Below are 17696 nucleotides of genomic sequence, written 5' to 3'. Positions count from 1 at the left end.
CGCGCCAGGCGGGCCCATCTTCCCGCCATGCGAAATCTCCTCCGCTGGACCGGCCGTCTCGCGCTCGGCGCCCTGGGCCTTGTTGTGCTCTGCCTCGCCGGGCTGCTGGCCGCCATCTGGTGGACACTGCCGGGGCGGGACGGGACGCTGCAGGTCGCCGGACTTTCGGCCCCGGTCGAGATCGCGCTCGACGCGCATGGCATCCCGCGCATCGCCGCGGCGAATGACGAGGATGCCTGGACCGCCCTCGGCTGGCTGCACGCGCGGGACCGCATGTTCCAGATGGAGACCATGCGCCGCGGCGCGGCGGGGCGGCTCGCCGAACTGACCGGCGCGCCGGCGCTGCGCGTCGATCGGTTCATGCGCCTGCTGGGCCTCGAACGGCGCGCCGAGGCCGACCTCGCCGGCCTGCCGGCCGACACGCGGCGCGCGCTCGAGGCCTATGCCGCCGGCGTGAATGCCTGGATCGCCGCGCGCGGCCGCTTCGCCGGCCCCGAATTCGTGCTGCTCGGCGCGCCCGATCCGTGGCGGCCGGTCGACAGCCTCCTATGGGGCAAGGTGATGGGGCTGTGGCTGGCGGGGAATTTCCGCACCGAGCTCGATCGCGCCCGCCTCGCCGCCATCCTGCCGCCGGAGCGGCTGGCCGACCTCTGGCCCGAGGACCGCAGCCCGGGCCGCCCCGACGCGCCGCTGATGACCGCCCGCGCCGCGGCCGGGCCGGATGCGGTCGCGGCGCCGGCGCTGGCCGGGCTGGAGGGACTCGCCGCCGCCCTGCCCCGCTTCCCCGGCGACGCGCCGCTGCCCTCGCTCGCCTCGAACAGCTGGGCGGTCGCGCCGGGACGGTCGGCGACCGGGGCGCCGCTGCTCGCGACCGACCCCCATCTGGGCTACCAGGCGCCGATCCTGTGGTACCTCGCCCGCGTGGAATTGCCGGGCGGCCGCGTGCTGGCGGGCGCGACCGCGCCAGGCGTGCCGGGCATCGTCATCGGCCGGAACGATCGCCTCGCCTGGGGCTTCACCACCACCCACGCCGACACGCAGGACGTCTTCGTCGAGCGCCTCGCCGGCCCCGACGCCTATGAAACCCCCGACGGCCCCCGCCCCTTCGCGGTGCGGGAGGAAGTGATCAACGTCCGCTTCGGCGCGCCCGTGACCATGCGCGTGCGGGAGACACGGCACGGCCCGGTCCTGTCGGACCTCGACGCGCCGCAGGGCCGGGCGGACGGGACCGTGCTCGCCGTGGCGATGGCGAGCCTCGCGCCGGGGGACAGCGCAGCGGCGGGGCTGCTCGCGCTTAACGGCGCACGCGACATCGCGCAGGCCCGCGAGGCGGCGCGGCTCATCACGAGCCCGGTGCAGAACCTAATGCTGGCGGATGCGGATGGGCGCATCGCCATGGTGGTCACCGGGCGCGTGCCGTTGCGCCGCGCCGGCGACGGCAGCGCCCCGATGCCCGGCTGGGACGGGCGGTCGGACTGGACGGGCTTCGTCCCCTTCGAGGACCTGCCGCATGTCGCGACACCCGCGAGCGGGCTGCTGGCCAATGCGAACAACCGCATCGCGCCGCCCGGCCACCCGGCCTTCCTCGGCCGCGACTGGTACGGGGATTGGCGCTTCCGCCGCATCGGCGAGGTGCTGGAAGGCGCCACGTCCCATGCGCCGGCGGGCTTCGCGGCGCTGCAGGCCGATCGCGTCTCCTTGTTCGCGCGGGAGGCGCTGCCCGCCTTCCGCGCCATGCCCCGCCCCGCGGGGACGGCCGGCGCCGCGCTCGACCTGCTGGCCGACTGGCAGGGGGAGATGGAGGGTGCGCGGCCGCAGCCGCTGCTGTTCCACGCGACGCTCGGCCGCTTCGCGCGGCTGCTCCTGGCGCGCGCCGGCGTCGCGGAGGATGCCTGGCGGCCGAGCCCGGAATTCCTCCGCCGCGTGCTCACCGTGCCGGAGACGGGCCTCGCCTGGTGCGGGGCGGGCGGCTGCGGGCCGCTGCTGGCCGAGGCGCTGACCCGCGCCATCGCCGACCTCGCGCCCGCGCATGGCGCCGACCCGGCATCCTGGCGCTGGGCCGCCGCCCAGCCCGCGATCTTTGAGCATCCGGTGCTGCGCTTCGTCCCCGGCCTCGGCGCGCTCACCAGGATCGCCGTGCCCTCCGGCGGCGACGGGGAGACGGTGAACCGCGCCGGACTGCGGCCGGAGCGCGACGGCGTCTTCGGCAATGTCCATGGCGCGGGCTTCCGCGGCGTCTTCGACCTGGCCGACCCGGACGGGGCGCATCTCGTGATCGCGACCGGCCAGTCGGGCCACCCGATGAGCCGGCACTGGGCCGACCTGCTGCCCTTCTGGCGGGACGGCGCGCTGCTGCGGATCGGGGCGCTGGCCGGCGCGCCGTCCGGCCGGCTGCGGCTGGTGCCGTGATTCGGCAGGCAGGTTGATTCCGGAACGCCGCGCGACGAAACTGAGCGGACACACATGCATCAACGCTCGGCCCGCCGCCCGCAGTTCTTCTACACGACCGCGCCCCTGCCCTGCCCCTACCTGGCAGGGCGGACGGAACGGAAGATCGTGACCGAACTCTCGGGCACGGATGCCGAGGCGCTGCACGACCGCCTGTCGCGCGCCGGCTTCCGGCGCAGCCACAACATCGCCTATTCGCCGGTCTGCCCCGGTTGCCAGGCCTGCATCCCGATCCGCATCGTCGCCGAGGCCTTCGAGCCCGACCGCACCCAGCGCAAGATCTGGCGCGCCAACGCCGACCTGTCCGGCACCGAGATGCCGGCCCGCGCCACCGCCGAGCAATTCGCCTTGTTCCACCGCTACCAGAAGGCGCGGCACGCCGATGGGGACATGGCGGCGATGGGCTTCTACGACTATCGCGCCATGATCGAGGACACCCCGATCGGCAGCACCGTCATCGAGTTCCGCGACCCGGCCGACCGCCTCGTCGCCGCCTGCCTGACGGACCGGCTCTCGGACGGTCTCTCGGCCGTCTATTCCTACTACGAGCCGGGGGTCGAGCGACGCTCGCTCGGCACCCAGGTCGTGCTCTGGCTGGTGGCGCGCGCGCGCGAACTCGGCCTGCCCTACGTCTATCTCGGCTATTGGGTGCCGGAGAGCCGCAAGATGGCCTACAAGGCCCGCTTCCGGCCCAGCGAGATCCTCACCGGCGGCGTCTGGCGCATGCTGGGCGAGGACGCCGACGTGCCCGCCAGCAGCGTGACGCGCGTCGAGGCCTGAAGGCAGGCCCGGCCTTCCCCGGCCGGTTTCAACCTTCGGTATCGCGCGCGGCCGCCCCGCCGGTCCAGGGCGGAATGGCCCTCACGCCGCGCGCTGGATCAATTCCGCGGCACGCTCGGCGAGCATCAGCACCGCCGGGTGGATGTTCGAGGACGGCACGAGCGGGAAGACCGACGCGTCCGCCACGCGCAGCCCGGCCACGCCGCGCACGCGCAATTCCGTATCCACCACCGAGCGTTCGTCGGCCCCCATCCGCACCGTACCGCAGGGATGGTAGACCGTGGTGCCCGCCTTGCGGATGTAGTCGAGCATCTGGTCCTCGCTCTCGGTCCCGCGGCCGGGGAACTGCTCCTCCTCGATCAGCCCGGCGAAGGGCTCCGTCGCGGCGATGCGCCGGCCGAGCTTGGCACTCTCCAGCATGATCCGGATGTCGGAGGCGGCCGAGAGGTAGTTCGCGACGATGCGCGGCTTCACCTCCGCCGACGGCGCGCGCAGCGTCAGTTCGCCCCGGCTGTCCGGCCTGCAGACGCAGAAGTTGAAGGTGAAGCCGGGATGCTTCGCGAGGCTGCTCGCCGAGGTGCCCTGGTTGCCGCCGAGGCTGAAGTTCACGAACTGGAACTGCACCTCCGGCTCCTCGCTGCCCGGCAGCACGCGCGCGAAGAGGCTCGCCTCCGACGCGCCGACCGCCATCTGGTTGCGCCGCCGCAGCATCCAGTCGAGCCCGAGGCCCGCCGCGCGCAGCGGGTTCGCCATGATCTCGTTCAGCGTGCCGCAGGGCCTGGTGCGGAAGGCGAAGCGAACCATGAAATGGTCCTGCAGGTTCTTCCCCACCTCCGGCGCATGGACGGCGACGGGGATGCCGAGGCCCTGCAGCGCCGCGCCGTCGCCGATGCCCGACAGCATCAGCATCTTGGGGCTCTCGATCGCGCCGGCCGACAGGATCACCTCCCGCCGCGCGCGCCACACCTCCTCGCCTTCCGGCCCGCGCACCAGCACGCCGGTCGCGCGCCCGTTCTCGATCAGGATGCGCAGGCCGAGCCGTTCCGTCGCGACCTCGAGGTTGGGCCGGCGCATCGCGGGCTTGAGGTAGGCGGTCGCCGGGCTCCAGCGCCAGCCGCGATGGACGTTGAGCTGGTTGGGGGCCACCCCCTCGAACCACGCGGCGTTGTTGTCAGGGTTGCGCGGAAAGCCGAGCCGTTCGCAGGCCTCGACGAAGGCGCGGCAGCCGGGCGAGGGTTCCGGCACCTCCCCCACCTGGACCGGGCCGTCCTTGCCGCGGAACTCGCTCTCCGGCCCGGCGAAGGTCTCGAGCTTGCGGAACGCCGGCAGGCAGTCGTCATAGGACCAGCCGCGCGCGCCGGACTGCGCCCAACGATCGTAGTCGCGCGGCGACCCGCGCAGGAACACCAGGCCGTTCACGCTGCCCGAGCCGCCGATGACGCGCCCGCGCGGCCAATAGACCTGCCGGCCGCCGAGTTCCGGTTCGGCTTCCGTCTGGTAGTTCCAGTCGAACTTCTTCGTCACGTACAGCCGCGCGAAGCCCATCGGGATGTGGATCCAGGGGTTGCGGTCCCAGGGCCCGGCTTCCAGCAGCGCGACGCGCGCCGAAGGATCCTCGGACAGGCGCGCGGCCATCACGCAGCCGGCCGAGCCGCCACCCAGGATGACGTAGTCCGCTTCGCGCAGCTTCATCGCGCGTTTCCCCCGTTTTTCGCGTCGCGCGCCATCCTCGCATCGCCGGCGCGGGGGTGCCAACCGGCGGTCGGCCGGGGACCCGATACGGGCTTGGAGTAGGATCACGGAAGCGTGATACTTTCGACAACTCGCAGGGAGGGCGCATGCCACCGCCCGAGGATATCGGCCCGCCGCCGCTTGATGCCGCCGCGCTGCGCCGCGCGACCGACCCTGCCGTGCTCGACGGCACCGGCGACGGGACGGCGCCCGAGGCCGAGCGCCTCGCGCTCCAGCCGCGCGCGGCGGCCGCGCTCGCGCTCGGCGCCGGCACGGCGGCCCGCGGCTTCAACATCTTCGCCATCGGTCCCGCCGCGGCGCGGATCAAGGATTCGCTCGCCGCGCGGATGCGGGAGGCCGCCCGCGGCCGCCCGCGGCCGGACGACTGGGTTTACATGCACAATTTCGCCGCGCCTCACCGGCCGACGGCGCTGCGGCTGCCCGCGGGCCGCGCGCCGGCCTTCGCGAAGGCGCTGGAGGCCCTGGTCGAGGATCTGCGCGGCGGCCTGCCGGCCGTGCTGGAAGGCGAGGACCACCAGCGCCGCCGCGGCGCCATCGAGGCGACCTTCCACGGCCGCGCGGAACAGGCCTTCCAGGCGCTCGGCGAGAAGGCCACGAAGGACGGCGTGGCGATCCTGCGCACCCCGATGGGCTTCGCGGTCGCGCCCGCGCGCGACGGCAAGGTCGTCCCGCCCGAGGATTTCGCCGGCTGGCCGGAGGCCGAGCGCGAGGCCGCCCGCCAGGTGATGAGCGCGGTCGAGAAGGAACTGGAGGAGACGCTGCGCTCCATCCCCCGGCTCGAGAAGGACCGGCGGGAGGCCGTGCGGCAACTGGACCAGGAGGCCGCGCGCATCGTCGTGGACCAGGAGGTGGAGGAACTGCTCGCCGCCTTCGCCGACCTGCCGGAGATCGTGCGCCACATCGCGACCATCCGCGCCGACATCGTCGAGAACCTGCACATGTTCCTCGGCGAGGACCCCGAGGCCGAGACCGTGCCCGGCAACGCGCAGGGCGCGGGCCTGCGCGAGCGCTACGGCGCGAATGTCCTGGTCACGCAGGCCCCGGATGCGGACGGCGCGCCGGTCGTGGAGGAGACGAACCCCACCCTCGGCAACCTGATCGGCCGCGTCGAGCATGTCGCGCGGCAGGGCGCGCTGGTCACCAGCTTCCGCCTGATCAAGGCCGGCGCGCTGCACCGCGCCAATGGCGGCGTCCTGCTGATCGATGCGCGCGGCCTGTTGACCGAGCCGTTCAGCTGGGCGGCGCTCAAGCGCGCGCTGAGCGGCGGGCGCATCGTGATCGAGGACATGCAGCGCTTCGCCGGCATGGCCGGCACCGTCTCGCTCGAACCCGACCCGATCCCGCTCGACCTGCGCGTCGTGGTCCATGGCGACCGGTCGCTCTACTACCTCCTCGCCGAGCTCGATCCCGACCTCGACCAGCATTTCAAGGTGCTGGCCGATTTCGACGAGGTGATGGAGCGCACGCCGCAGAACGAGGCGGCGCTCGCGCGCATCGTCGCGGCGGGCCTCGAAGCGGAGGCCGCGACGCCGATCGCGCCGGCCGGCCTCGCGCGCATCGTCGAGCACGCGGCGCGGATCGCGGGCGATGCCGGGCGGCTTGCCTTGCTGCCCGAACCGCTGCGCGACGTCGCGATCGAGGCCGGCGAGCGGGCGCGCGCGGCGGGCATCGCCCAGGCCGGCGCGGCCGAGGTCGAGGCCGCCCTTGCCGCGCGCCGTCACCGCGCCGCGCGCGTCCAGGAAAGGCTGCATGCCGCGACGATCGACGGCGTGCTGCGCATCGAGACGACGGGCGCGCGGGAGGGCCAGGTGAACGGCCTCAGCGTGCTCGATGTCGGGGGCCATGCCTTCGGGCGGCCGTCGCGCATCACGGCGCGCGTCCGGCCCGGCGGCGCCGGCATCGTCGACATCGAGCGCGAGGTCGAGCTGGGCGGCCCGCTGCATTCGAAGGGCGTGCTGATCCTCTCGGGCTTCTTGTCCGCGCGCTATGCGCGAGAGGAACCGCTGTCGCTCCAGGCGAGCCTGGTGTTCGAGCAATCCTATTCGGGGGTGGAAGGCGACAGCGCGTCCTGCGCGGAACTCTGCGCCCTGCTCTCGGCGCTGGCGGAGGTGCCGCTGCGGCAGGACCTTGCCATCACGGGATCGGTCGACCAGCAGGGGCTCGTGCAGGCGATCGGGGGCGTCAACGAGAAGATCGAGGGCTTCTTCGACCTGTGTGCGGCGCGCGGTCTCACGGGAACCCAGGGCGTCATCATCCCGTCGGCGAATGCGCGGCACCTCATGCTGGCCCCGGACGTCGTCGCCGCCTGCCGCGACGGCCGCTTCGCGATCCACGCCGTGGCGACGGCGGATGAGGCGCTTGCCCTGCTGACCGGCCTGCCGGCGGGCGCGCGGCTGGACGACGGCGCCTTCGCCGAAGGCTCGGTCAACCGGCGCGTCGAGGTGCGGCTGCGGCGCTTCGCCGCGCTGCGCCGCCGCTGGGCGAGGAGCGACGAGGCCACCGCGCTGAGGCCGACCAAGCCATGATCGACGCGCCTCGCCGCCTGCTGATCGACCTCGGCAACCTCGCCGGCGATGGCGGCGCGCTGCGCACGGCCGCCGAATTGGGCACCCTGCTCGGCCTCGACCTGGTCGGGATCTTCGTCGAGGACGAGCAGCTGGCGCTGCTTGCCGGCGCGCGCGAATACCGGCTGCCGGCGGGAAGCTGGGGCGCGGCCGAGCCCGAGCGGATCCTCGGCGAGATCGCGGGGCTGGCGGAACGCGCCCGCCGGCAATTGCAGGTCGAGGTGGCGGCGCTCGGGCAGGCCGCGCGCTTCGAGCGGCTGCGCGGCGACCCGGCAGCCCTGCTCGTCGCCCATGCCGCGCCGCGCGACATCCTGGCCACCGGCTTCGCCGCGGGGGCGGATTTCGCGTGCCGGTCCGTCGCGGGCATCCACCGCGCGGCCTTCGGCTGCGCGGCGTCGGTCCTGATGCTCCCGTCGCGCCCGGCACGGGTCCGCGGCACGGTCGCGGTGCTCGCGCCGCGCGACGCGCGCACCGGGCTCGACCTCGCCGAAGCCCTGGCAAGGGCGGCGGGCGAGCGGATGCTCCTTCTCACCGAAGCGGACAACGGCGGGCCGGCAGGCGTGGCGACACGGCGCATCGCGCAACGCGACGCCGAGGCGATCGAGGCCGCGCTCGTCGGACAGCATGCGCGCCTGCTCATCCTCCCGAACGAATCCGGGGCGATGGCCGCCATGGCGCAACGCCTCGCGGCCCGGCTGCGCGTGCCGGTGCTGCTCGCCGAACCGGTCGCGGCCCCGCCCGGCGCCGCTTGAGGTCGAACAACGCCGGACGGGCGGAGGGGCGGCATTCTGGCCCTCAACCCGTATGGTGGCCACGCATGCAGCGATATCTCCTCCTCGCCTGGAGCATCGGCGGTCTCGCGGCCGGCATCGCCTGCCTGCTTGCCGGTGCGCCGCAGGCCGCGGGGATGGTGTGGATGGCGTCCGCCCTGCCCGTCGCGGCGCATGTCGCGATCGGCCTGGCACGCGCGCTGATCGGCGGCAGGCTCGGCGTCGATGCCGTGGCGCTGTTCGCGATCCTTGGCGCGGTCGCGCTGGGGGAAGCGGCGACGGCCGCGGTGATCGGCATGATGGTCGCGGGCGGCGAGGCGCTGGAAGCCTGGGCGGAGGGGCGCGCGCGCGCCGCGCTCACCGAACTCGTCGCCCGTGCGCCGCGCCGCGCCGCGCGGATCCTGGACGCCGGCGTGGAGGAGATCGACGTCGCGGCGATCCGGCCCGGCGACTTGCTGCTGGTCCGCCCGGGCGAGACGCTGCCGGCGGACGGGCGGCTCGAGGATGCCGGCGCGGTGCTCGACGACAGCGCGCTGACGGGTGAGGCGCTGCCGGTCGAGGCGCGGAACGGCGACCGGCTGCGCAGCGGCTCCGTCAATGCGGGCGCGGCCTTTCGCCTGCGCGCGGAACATGACGCGGCGGCGAGCACCTATGCCGCGATCATTCGCCTGACGCGCGAGGCCGCGGAGGTGCGCGCGCCGCTCGTGCGGCTCGCCGATCGCTGGGCGGTCGGGTTCATCCTGCTGACCGCCGCGCTCGCCGCCGGCGCCTGGCTGATCAGCGGCGATCCCACGCGCGCCCTGTCGGTGCTGGTGGTGGCGACGCCCTGCCCGCTCATCCTCGCCGCGCCGGTCGCGCTGATCGCGGGGATCGGGCGCGCGGCGCGCCGGGGCATCGTCGTGAAGGGGGGCGGCGCACTGGAAAGGCTGGCCCGCGTGCGGACCGTGCTGTTCGACAAGACCGGCACGCTGACGCCGGGGCATCCGCGGCTCGCGGCGATCGATGCCGCGCCGGATCCCGGCCGCGACGGCGCGCTGCGCCTTGCGGCGACGCTGGCGCAGGGGTCGACGCATCCCGTCGCCGGCGCGCTCGTCGCCGCGGCGGCCGCGCGGGGCATCGTGCCGCCCGCCCCGGAAAGCGTCGCGGAGACGGCGGGCGGCGGGCTCACGGGCACAGTGGAGGGCCGCGTGCTCATGCTCGGCTCGGAGGGCTTCCTGCAGGCGGCGGGCATCGTGCCGCAGGATGGCTTCGGCATCACCGCGCAGGTCGCGGCGGCGGCGGGGTCCGTCGCCTGGCTCGCGGTCGATGGTCGCGCGGCGGCGGCCTTCGTGATGGCCGACGGCGTGCGCCGCGACGCGCCGCGCGCGGTACGGCGGCTGCGGGCGATCGGGGTGGAGCGGATCCTGCTGCTGACCGGCGATCGCGCCGCCGCGGCGGCGCCGATCGGGCGCGCGCTGCGGCTCGACGCGGTGCTCGCGAGCCAGGCGCCGGCCGACAAGATCGAGGCCGTGCGGCGCGAGGCCGCGCGCGCGCCGACCGCGATGGTCGGCGACGGCGTGAACGACGCGCCGGCGCTCGCCGCGGCAGATGTCGGGATCGCGATGGGGGCCATGGGCACCGCCGCGGCGGCGGAGGCGGGCGACGTCGTCCTCCTCGTCGACCGCGTCGACCGCGTGCCGGAGGCGATCGCGATCGCGATCCGGTCACGGCGCATCGCGCTGCGCGCCATCATGCTCGGCATGGGGCTGTCCGGCGGCGCCATGGTCGCGGCGGCCGGCGGCTGGATCACGCCGCTGGCGGGGGCGCTGCTGCAGGAAGCGATCGACGTGCTGGCCATCCTGTATGCGCTGACGGCGCTCCGCCCCGATGGCGAGGAGCCGGGCGACGAACATCTCCCGGCCGAGGCCGGTCTCGTCGAACGGCAGGAGGAGCATGCCGGGCTGCGCGACCTGGCAGAGGCGCTGCGCCGCACCGCGGAGGAGATCGAAGCGACGCCGGACGGGCTGGCGGGTCTCGCGGCGTTGGAGGCACGCCTGCGGACCGAGTTGCTCCCGCATCACCAGGCGGAGGAGCGCTTGCTCTTCCCCGAAGCCGCGCGGCGGCTTGGCGGGCAGGACCCGATGGCGCCGCTGGTCCGCATGCATGCCGAGATGGAGCAGCTTGCCGAACGCGTCGCGGTGCTGCTGCCGCTCGCGACCGAGCCGGACACCTGGCCTTCCGCCATGCTCGAGATCAGGCGGAGCCTCTTCGCGCTCGAAGCCCTGCTGCGCGTGCATCTCGCGGTCGAGGAGGAGATGCTGGCGGGGCTCAGCGGGGAGAAGGTGTCGCCGGCAGGTCCCGCCCTGGTGCCGGGGCGGGCCGGTTGACCGGGGGGCACGCGCTCCGCAGCATCCGCGCGATGCGGAACACACCTGAAGCCCTTCTCCTGCGCCATGTCCTCGAGACGCCCGAAGGCGCGATACCAGGCGAGGCGCGAGCCGCCGCCTGCCGCTTCGCCTTCGACGCGCTGGCCGTCGGCGTGGCCGGCACGGCCCATCCGGCGCAGCCCGGCGTGATCGCCGCCGCGCGGCGCTGGGGCAGCGGGGCGGAAGCCTCGGTCTGGGGCGAGGATCTACGGCTTCCGGCGCCGCAGGCCGCCTTCGTGAACGCGTTCCAGGCGCATGCGCTCGAATTCGATGCGATCCACGAAGGTGCCGTCGTGCATGCGATGACGCCGACGCTCTCGGCGGCGGTCGCGGAGGCGGAACGGCAGGGGGCGCTGGGCCGTCCCGTCCCGGGTGCGCGCTTCGTCGCGGCGATTGTCGCGGGCATCGAACTGGCCTGCGTGATCGGCGCGGCGGCGCGCGGGCCCATGCGGTTCTTCCGGCCGGCGACCGCGGGCATGTTCGGCGCCTATGGCGCCGTCGCGCGGCTGCGCGGCTTCGATGCGGCGATGGGCACGGCAGGCGCGGGGCTGATGATCGGGCAGATCCCGGGGACGATGCAGGCGCACCATGAAGGGTCGGTTGCCCTCGCGGTGCAGATGGGCTTCGCCGCCGCGGCGGCGTTCCGGGCCGCGGACCTGGCGGAAGCCGGGCTGAGCGGGCCGCAGGCCTGGCTGACCGGCGCGTCTGGCTTCCTGGCGCTGACGGAGCCCGAACACGATTTGGCGCCGGGGCTCGCGGCGCTGGGCGCGCCGTGGCAGGTGACGCGGCTGTCGCACAAGCCCTTTCCATCCGGGCGGCTGACGCATCCCGCGATCGACGGCGTCCAGCGGCTGCTGGCGCGGGGCTGGATCGACGCCGCGCTGATCGAGGAAGTGGTGCTCCATCTGCCGCCGCTCGCGACGCGCCTCGTCGGGCGGCCGCTGGTGAGCCCGCTGACGCCGAACTACGCGCGGCTCTGCCTGCCCTATGTCGTCGCGACGACGCTGCGCCGCGCCACCGTGGACCTGGCGGATTTCAGCGAAGCGCGGGTGACGGATGCGCAGACGCTCGCCCTCGCGGCGCGCGTGACGATGCGCGAGGACGGGACGACGGACCAGAACGCCGTGGTGCCGCAGGCGGTCGAACTGCGCATGGCCGGCGGGCGGATCGAGCGAGTCGTGGTCGAGGCCGCGATCGGCAGTCCGGAGCGCCCCTTGTCCGACGACGCGCAGATCGCGAAGGCGGAGGCGTGCGTCGCGGCATCTCGCCATGGCTTCGCGCCGGCGGCGGTCCGTGACGTGCTGGGAAGGGTGCTCGGGCTCGCGCAGGAGACGGATGCGGGCATCCTCGGCCGGCTCTACGCCGTGCAGTGAGTTGGTGCCGCGTGCCGCGGCGTGGGCGTCGGGATTGGGCCCGCGAAGCGAATGACGTCGCGTCTGGCGTAGCCCATTCGGTCGAGATGGCGGATGTCCACGCGCAGCAGAGGTGGCCCAAGGCTGTGCTGATCTGATGTCCTCGGTCTGCGGGCGCCGAACGGATGGCCCGCGCGCCAGGCTCCCGGCGGCACCGCCACCAGTCCCGCGGGCGGAACTGTGGAAGTGCCATCGGAGGCCGACTTGAGGCGCCGCAAGGCCGACCCGCGCGCGAGGCCGCAGTTTCCTCCAGCCGCGCTGCGGCCACCGACAGGAGGATTCCCCATGGCTGACCGCGATGTCGTCATCTGCGCCCCGGTCCGGACGGCGATCGGAACCTTCGCCGGCACGCTGAAGGACATGCCGGCGACGGAGCTCGGCGCGGTCGCGATCCGCGCCGCGATGGTGCGCGCGGGCCTCGACCCAGCCAAGGTCGATGGCGTGGTCATGGGCAATGTCATCCAGGCCGGCAACCGCATGAACCCCGCCCGCCAGGCGGCGATCGCCGCCGGCATTCCGGTCTCGGCGCCGGCCCTCACCGTGAACCGCGTCTGCGGCTCGGGCGCCCAGGCCATCGCCTCGGCCGCCCAGGAGATCCGCCTCGGCGAGGCCGAGGTGATGATCGCCGGCGGCATGGAGAACATGGACCGCGCGCCCTACCTGCTGCCGAACGGCCGCTGGGGCATGCGCATGGGCGACGGCCAGGTCATCGACAGCATGCTGTACGATGGCCTGAACGACGCTTTCTCCGGCCAGCATTCGGGCTGGCACACCGAGGATCTGGCGACGAAGTGCGGGATTTCGCGCGAGGAGCAGGACGCATGGGCGCTGCGCTCGCAGACGAACTTCTCGGCCGCCCAGGCGGCGGGGAAGTTCGAGGCCGAGATCGCGCCTGTGCAGATCCAGGGCCGCAAGGGCCCCGTCGCATTCGCGAAGGACGAGCACAACCGCCCCGAGACCACGGCCGAGACGCTGGCGAAGCTGCGCCCGGCCTTCCGCAAGGATGGCACCATCACCGCCGGCAACGCCCCCGGCCTGAACAGCGGTGCCGCCGCCATGGTCGTGGCCGAACGTGGGGCGGCCGAGCGACTCGGCCTGAAGCCGATGGCGCGGCTCGTCTCCGCAGGCGTCGGTGCGGTCGAGCCCGGGATGTTCGGCCTCGGCCCCGTGCCCGCGGTGCAGCGCGCCCTGGCCCGCGCCGGCTGGACGGCCTCCGACATCGAGCGCGCCGAGATCAACGAGGCCTTCGCGGCGATCGCCATCGCCGTCATGCGCGAGATCGGCCTCAAGGAAGACGCGGTGAATCCCGAGGGCGGCGCCATCGCACACGGCCATCCGATCGGCGCGAGCGGCGCCGTGCTGACGACCAGGCTGCTGCACGGCATGGCCCGCGCGGGCCAGGCCCGGGGCCTGGTGACGCTGTGCATCGGCGGCGGCCAGGGCATCGCGCTCTGCCTGGAGCGTCTGGCCTGAACGCGCGTCATATGACGCTTCCGGGCTTTCTCCAGGCACCGCCGCGCCACCTCTTCTTCACCGGCAAGGGTGGAGTGGGAAAGACCTCGATCGCCTGCGCATCCGCGATCGCCCTGGCGGAGGCCGGGCGGCGCGTGCTGCTGGTCAGCACCGACCCGGCGTCGAACCTGGACGAGATGCTCGGCGTGGCGCTGTCGGATGCGCCGCGACCTGTGCCCGGCGTGCCGCGCCTGTCGGCCCTGAACATTGACCCGGAGGCGGCGGCGGATGCCTATCGCAAGCGGGTGCTGGCGCAGATGGAAGGGGCCGGCGAAGCCGAGCGCGCAACCGTGCGGGAACAACTGTCCGGTGCCTGCACGTCGGAAGTCGCCGCCTTCGACGAGTTCGCCGCGCTTCTGTCTGGCGATACGGCCGGGTTCGATCATGTCCTGTTCGACACGGCGCCGACGGGGCACACGCTGCGCCTGCTGAGCCTGCCGGCGGCCTGGACCGGGTTCCTCGCGGCGAATGAGGCGGGCGCCTCCTGCCTCGGTCCCCATTCCGGGCTGAAGATGCAGGAGCGCCGCTTCCGTGCCGCGATGGAGGCATTGGGCGATTCCGCGACCACGGCCATCATCCTGGTCGCCAGGGCTGACCGAACTTCTCTCCTGGAGGCAGCCCGCAGCGCGGGGGAACTTGCCGCGCTGGGCCTGCGCAACCAGCGACTGATGGTCAACGGCGTCTTTCATGCGGGCGCCCCGCATGACGTGGTCGCGCGTGCCATCGAGCAGGGTGGCCGCGACGCGCTCGACGGCATGCCCGAGACGCTGAGGGGCCTGCCGCGGGACGAGGTGCCGCTGCGCGGCTTCGACATGGTCGGGCTCACGGCGCTTCGCGCGCTGCTGAAGCCGCCTCCTCCGACGACAGCCGCCATCCCGCAGGCGACAGCGGCCGCATCGGTGAAGCCGCCGGGTCTCGATGCGCTGGTGGACGGGCTTGCCGCGCGCGGGCACGGCCTGGTCATGGTCATGGGCAAGGGTGGCGTCGGCAAGACGACGATCGCCGCGGCCGTGGCCATCGGACTCGTCAGGCGCGGCCATGCCGTCCATCTCAGCACGACCGATCCGGCGGCCCACCTCGCGATGACGCTCGGCGGCGAACTACCCGGCCTGCGCGTGGACCGCATCGACCCCAAGATCGAGACGGAACGCTACGTCGCAAGGATCATGGAAAGCCGCGGTCGCACCCTGGACGAGGCCGGGCGCGCGCTGCTGCGGGAGGATCTGCGCTCCCCCTGCACCGAGGAAGTCGCGGTTTTCCATGCCTTCTCGCGCATCGTCGCGGAGGCGCGGAGCAGCTTCGTCGTGCTGGACACCGCGCCCACCGGACACACGCTTCTGCTGATGGATGCGACCGGCGCCTATCACCGGCAGATGACGCGCAACCTCGATCCGGCGAAGGGTGCAGGACGGATCGTCACGCCGCTCATGCGGCTGCAGGATCCCGAACACACGCAGGTCCTGCTCGTGACCCTTCCCGAGACGACGCCCGTGTCGGAAGCGGCGGCGCTTCAGGAGGATCTGCGGCGCGCTCGCATCGAGCCCTATGCGTGGATGGTCAACCGCGCGCTTTCCGGCAGCGGCACGACGGATCCCCTGCTGATGCAGCGGATGGCGGGCGAGCGAGCCCAGATCCAACGGATCGAGCGTGGCCTTGCGCAGCGGCTGTTCCTCCTGCCCTGGCAGGCCGAGGCGCCGGTCGGTATGGCTGCGCTCCGCCGCCTTGCGGCGTAGGGGGGCGGACTCGATTGCTGTTGGCGGTGCGCCGGATGTCGTCGGATCGACGGATTAGGCTTGCGATGGCTTGGTTCTCCGTCGCTTGGCAAAGGCTGCCAAACCTCCCCGCTTCGGTGGCGCGCAGCGCCAGCTCCTTCGGGTTGCGGCAACGCTGCATAGTGAGCTTGCCGCGCTCGGCATCGTGCGGCCGCTGATCGCCAAGCGACGGGGGGCGACCGTCTTTCGTGCAGCGCCGGGCAAGTCGAAGCGAAGCTTGAGTTGCGGCGACACCGAGGGCATCGCGGCGAGACGACGGTCTTGCTGCGTGGTGACCTTGGGCGCTGCTGCACGCGGCATAACTGCCGCACGGCAGCATGATCGCGATGGCGGTCGGCGTGGAGGACCTGCCCACCCCAACGACGGGCGGGGACGATTGGCGCAGGCGCCCGCCCGAAGCCACGCGCAAACCCGTCAGGCGTGGAGGCCCGGTGCCTCCTGGCCCGTTCGCGCCACGTATTCGGTGTAGCCGCCGCCATACGGGTGCACGCCTTCCGGCGTCAGTTCCAGCACGCGGTTGGACAGCGCCGCCAGGAAATGCCGGTCGTGCGAGACGAAGAGCATCGTGCCCTCGTACTGCGCCAGCGCCGCGATCAGCATCTCCTTCGTCGCCATGTCGAGGTGGTTCGTGGGCTCGTCGAGCACGAGGAAGTTCGGCGGGTCATAGAGCATCTTCGCCATGACCAGGCGCGCCTTCTCTCCGCCGGACAGCACGCGGCAGCGCTTCTCGACCTCGTCGCCCGAGAAGCCGAAGCAGCCCGCCAGCGTCCGTAGCGATCCCTGTCCGGCAAGTGGGAATGCTTCCTCCAGCGTCTCAAACACGGTGAGGTCACCGTCCAGCAATTCCATCGCGTGCTGCGCGAAGTATCCCATCCGGACGCTGCCGCCGACGGACACCGTTCCCTCGTCAGGCTGCGTCGTACCGGCAACCAATTTCAGCAAGGTGGACTTGCCGGCGCCGTTGACGCCAAGCACGCACCAGCGCTCGCGCCGTCGAACCATGAAGTCCAGCCCGGCATAGATCGTGCGCGTGCCGTATCGCTTGTGCACCTGCCGGAGGTTCACGATGTCCTCTCCTGAACGCGGCGCAGGGGGAAAGTCGAAGGCAACGCTCTGTCGGCGCTTCGGGGGCTCGACGCGCTCGATTTTCTCCAGCTTCTTCACGCGGCTCTGGACCTGGGCAGCGTGCGAGGCCCGCGCCTTGAACCGCTCGATGAAGCTGATCTCCTTCGCCAGCATGGCCTGCTGCCGCTCGAACTGCGCCTGCTGCTGCTTCTCGTTCAGCGCACGCTGCTGCTCGTAGAAGGCATAGTCGCCCGAGTAGGTCGTCAGCGCGCCGCCATCGATCTCGATGATCTTGCGGACCACGCGATTGATGAATTCGCGGTCGTGCGAGGTCATGAGCAGCGCGCCCTCGTAGCCCACCAGGAACTGCTCGAGCCAGATGAGGCTCTCAAGATCCAGGTGGTTGCTCGGCTCATCCAGCAGCATGACATCGGGCCGCATGAAGAGGATGCGGGCCAGTGCCACGCGCATCTTCCAGCCGCCCGAAAGGGCGCCCACGTCGCCGTCCATCATTTCCTGGCTGAAGCCCAGGCCGGCCAGCACCTCGCGGGCGCGTCCATCCAGCGCGTAGCCACCGAGTTCCTCGAAGCGGGACTGCACCTCGCCGAATCGCTCGATGATGCTGTCCATCTCGTCGGCACGATCGGGGTCCGCCATGGCGGTCTCAAGCGCGGCCAGTTCCTTGGCCACGGCGCTGACCGGGCCGGCACCGTCCATCACCTCGGCCACGGCCGCGCGCCCGGCCATCTCGCCGACGTCCTGGCTGAAGAAGCCGATGGTGACGCCCCGATCCACGAGGATCTGGCCTTCGTCCGGGGCTTCCTGCCCGGTGATCAGTCGGAAGAGAGTCGTCTTGCCCGCGCCGTTGGGGCCGACGAGCCCGATCTTCTCTCCCTTCTGGAGAGCGGCAGAGGCCTCCACGAAGATGAGCTGTCGTCCGTTCTGCTTGCTGACGTTGTCGAGGCGGATCATGGGGGGCGCGGAAGCCTCGTCACTGTTGCGGGGGCCTTATGGCATGTGGATCTGCCGAGGGCAGGCGGCAGAGTCCTGCTGTGTGTGCTTGGTGCTGGCGTGTTTTGTTGGCTGGAACGCAGAAAGCCCGGCAGCTGTTGCTGACGGGCGTGTTGTGTTCTGAGGTTGGGAGATGATGGATGCGGGGACAGGATTTGAACCTGTGACCTTCAGGTTATGAGCCTGACGAGCTACCGGGCTGCTC

Annotated in this window: 10 protein-coding genes; 8 read left to right on the top strand and 2 right to left on the bottom strand. The window is 72.8% G+C overall.

Features of this window, described 5'->3' with window-relative positions; all coding sequences use genetic code 11:
* Window positions 1–27: 27 nt before the first annotated feature.
* Together J5Y09_RS04445 and J5Y09_RS04440 are read left to right on the top strand one after the other, a co-directional pair.
* Window positions 28–2409: a penicillin acylase family protein gene (locus tag J5Y09_RS04445; protein WP_209350550.1), complete on the top strand. Its 2382-nt coding sequence runs from the start codon at window positions 28–30 to the stop codon at window positions 2407–2409.
* A 54-nt stretch (window positions 2410–2463) separates the two neighbouring features.
* The gene (locus J5Y09_RS04440) at window positions 2464–3228 is read left to right on the top strand and encodes an arginyltransferase (protein WP_209350549.1); all 765 of its coding nucleotides are present in this window, start codon (window positions 2464–2466) and stop codon (window positions 3226–3228) included.
* Window positions 3229–3309: 81 nt separating this feature from the next.
* Here the strand turns inward: J5Y09_RS04440 and J5Y09_RS04435 are convergent, their stop codons facing one another.
* Window positions 3310–4920 carry a GMC family oxidoreductase gene (locus J5Y09_RS04435; protein ID WP_209350548.1) on the bottom strand — a complete coding sequence of 537 codons (1611 nt, stop codon included), beginning with the start codon at window positions 4918–4920 and terminating at the stop codon, window positions 3310–3312.
* A 146-nt stretch (window positions 4921–5066) separates the two neighbouring features.
* Between J5Y09_RS04435 and J5Y09_RS04430 the strand changes: the two genes are divergently transcribed.
* The 6 genes from J5Y09_RS04430 (at window position 5067) to arsA (ending at window position 15376) form a co-directional block, all read left to right on the top strand.
* Window positions 5067–7505 (top strand): Lon protease family protein, encoded by a 2439-nt coding sequence (locus J5Y09_RS04430; RefSeq protein WP_209350547.1) that lies wholly within the window; start codon window positions 5067–5069, stop codon window positions 7503–7505.
* Window positions 7502–8296, top strand: coding sequence for a hypothetical protein (locus tag J5Y09_RS04425; RefSeq protein WP_209350546.1), 795 nt, complete (start codon window positions 7502–7504; stop codon window positions 8294–8296). The genes J5Y09_RS04430 and J5Y09_RS04425 overlap by 4 nt, the downstream gene beginning before the upstream one ends.
* Before the next feature lie 65 nt (window positions 8297–8361).
* Window positions 8362–10680: a heavy metal translocating P-type ATPase gene (locus tag J5Y09_RS04420; protein WP_209350545.1), complete on the top strand. Its 2319-nt coding sequence runs from the start codon at window positions 8362–8364 to the stop codon at window positions 10678–10680.
* A 32-nt stretch (window positions 10681–10712) separates the two neighbouring features.
* Window positions 10713–12092: an MmgE/PrpD family protein gene (locus tag J5Y09_RS04415; protein WP_209350544.1), complete on the top strand. Its 1380-nt coding sequence runs from the start codon at window positions 10713–10715 to the stop codon at window positions 12090–12092.
* A 324-nt stretch (window positions 12093–12416) separates the two neighbouring features.
* A complete protein-coding gene (locus J5Y09_RS04410) occupies window positions 12417–13604 on the top strand; it encodes an acetyl-CoA C-acetyltransferase (protein WP_209350543.1) in 1188 nt (395 codons plus the stop codon).
* An 11-nt stretch (window positions 13605–13615) separates the two neighbouring features.
* Window positions 13616–15376 (top strand): arsenical pump-driving ATPase, encoded by a 1761-nt coding sequence (gene arsA / locus J5Y09_RS04405; RefSeq protein ID WP_209350542.1) that lies wholly within the window; start codon window positions 13616–13618, stop codon window positions 15374–15376.
* 453 nt (window positions 15377–15829) lie between these two features.
* Here arsA and J5Y09_RS04400 read toward each other — a convergent pair whose 3' ends face one another.
* Window positions 15830–17452 (bottom strand): ABC-F family ATP-binding cassette domain-containing protein, encoded by a 1623-nt coding sequence (locus J5Y09_RS04400; protein WP_209350541.1) that lies wholly within the window; start codon window positions 17450–17452, stop codon window positions 15830–15832.
* Between the last annotated feature and the right edge of the window lie 244 nt (window positions 17453–17696).

Origin of the sequence: Roseomonas nitratireducens, assembly GCF_017813355.1 — a bacterium.
Lineage (GTDB): Bacteria > Pseudomonadota > Alphaproteobacteria > Acetobacterales > Acetobacteraceae > Neoroseomonas > Neoroseomonas nitratireducens.
This window is presented reverse-complemented; position numbering and strand designations above follow the sequence as displayed.

What these genes read in the sequence shown, in the direction of transcription:
- J5Y09_RS04445 (WP_209350550.1), top strand. Translation starts at nt 28, where the DNA reads ATGCGAAATCTCCTCCGCTGGACCGGCCGTCTCGCGCTCGGCGCCCTG.
- J5Y09_RS04440 (WP_209350549.1), top strand. Translation starts at nt 2,464, where the DNA reads ATGCATCAACGCTCGGCCCGCCGCCCGCAGTTCTTCTACACGACCGCG.
- J5Y09_RS04435 (WP_209350548.1), bottom strand. Translation starts at nt 4,920, where the DNA reads ATGAAGCTGCGCGAAGCGGACTACGTCATCCTGGGTGGCGGCTCGGCC.
- J5Y09_RS04430 (WP_209350547.1), top strand. Translation starts at nt 5,067, where the DNA reads ATGCCACCGCCCGAGGATATCGGCCCGCCGCCGCTTGATGCCGCCGCG.
- J5Y09_RS04425 (WP_209350546.1), top strand. Translation starts at nt 7,502, where the DNA reads ATGATCGACGCGCCTCGCCGCCTGCTGATCGACCTCGGCAACCTCGCC.
- J5Y09_RS04420 (WP_209350545.1), top strand. Translation starts at nt 8,362, where the DNA reads ATGCAGCGATATCTCCTCCTCGCCTGGAGCATCGGCGGTCTCGCGGCC.
- J5Y09_RS04415 (WP_209350544.1), top strand. Translation starts at nt 10,713, where the DNA reads ATGCGGAACACACCTGAAGCCCTTCTCCTGCGCCATGTCCTCGAGACG.
- J5Y09_RS04410 (WP_209350543.1), top strand. Translation starts at nt 12,417, where the DNA reads ATGGCTGACCGCGATGTCGTCATCTGCGCCCCGGTCCGGACGGCGATC.
- arsA (WP_209350542.1), top strand. Translation starts at nt 13,616, where the DNA reads ATGACGCTTCCGGGCTTTCTCCAGGCACCGCCGCGCCACCTCTTCTTC.
- J5Y09_RS04400 (WP_209350541.1), bottom strand. Translation starts at nt 17,452, where the DNA reads ATGATCCGCCTCGACAACGTCAGCAAGCAGAACGGACGACAGCTCATC.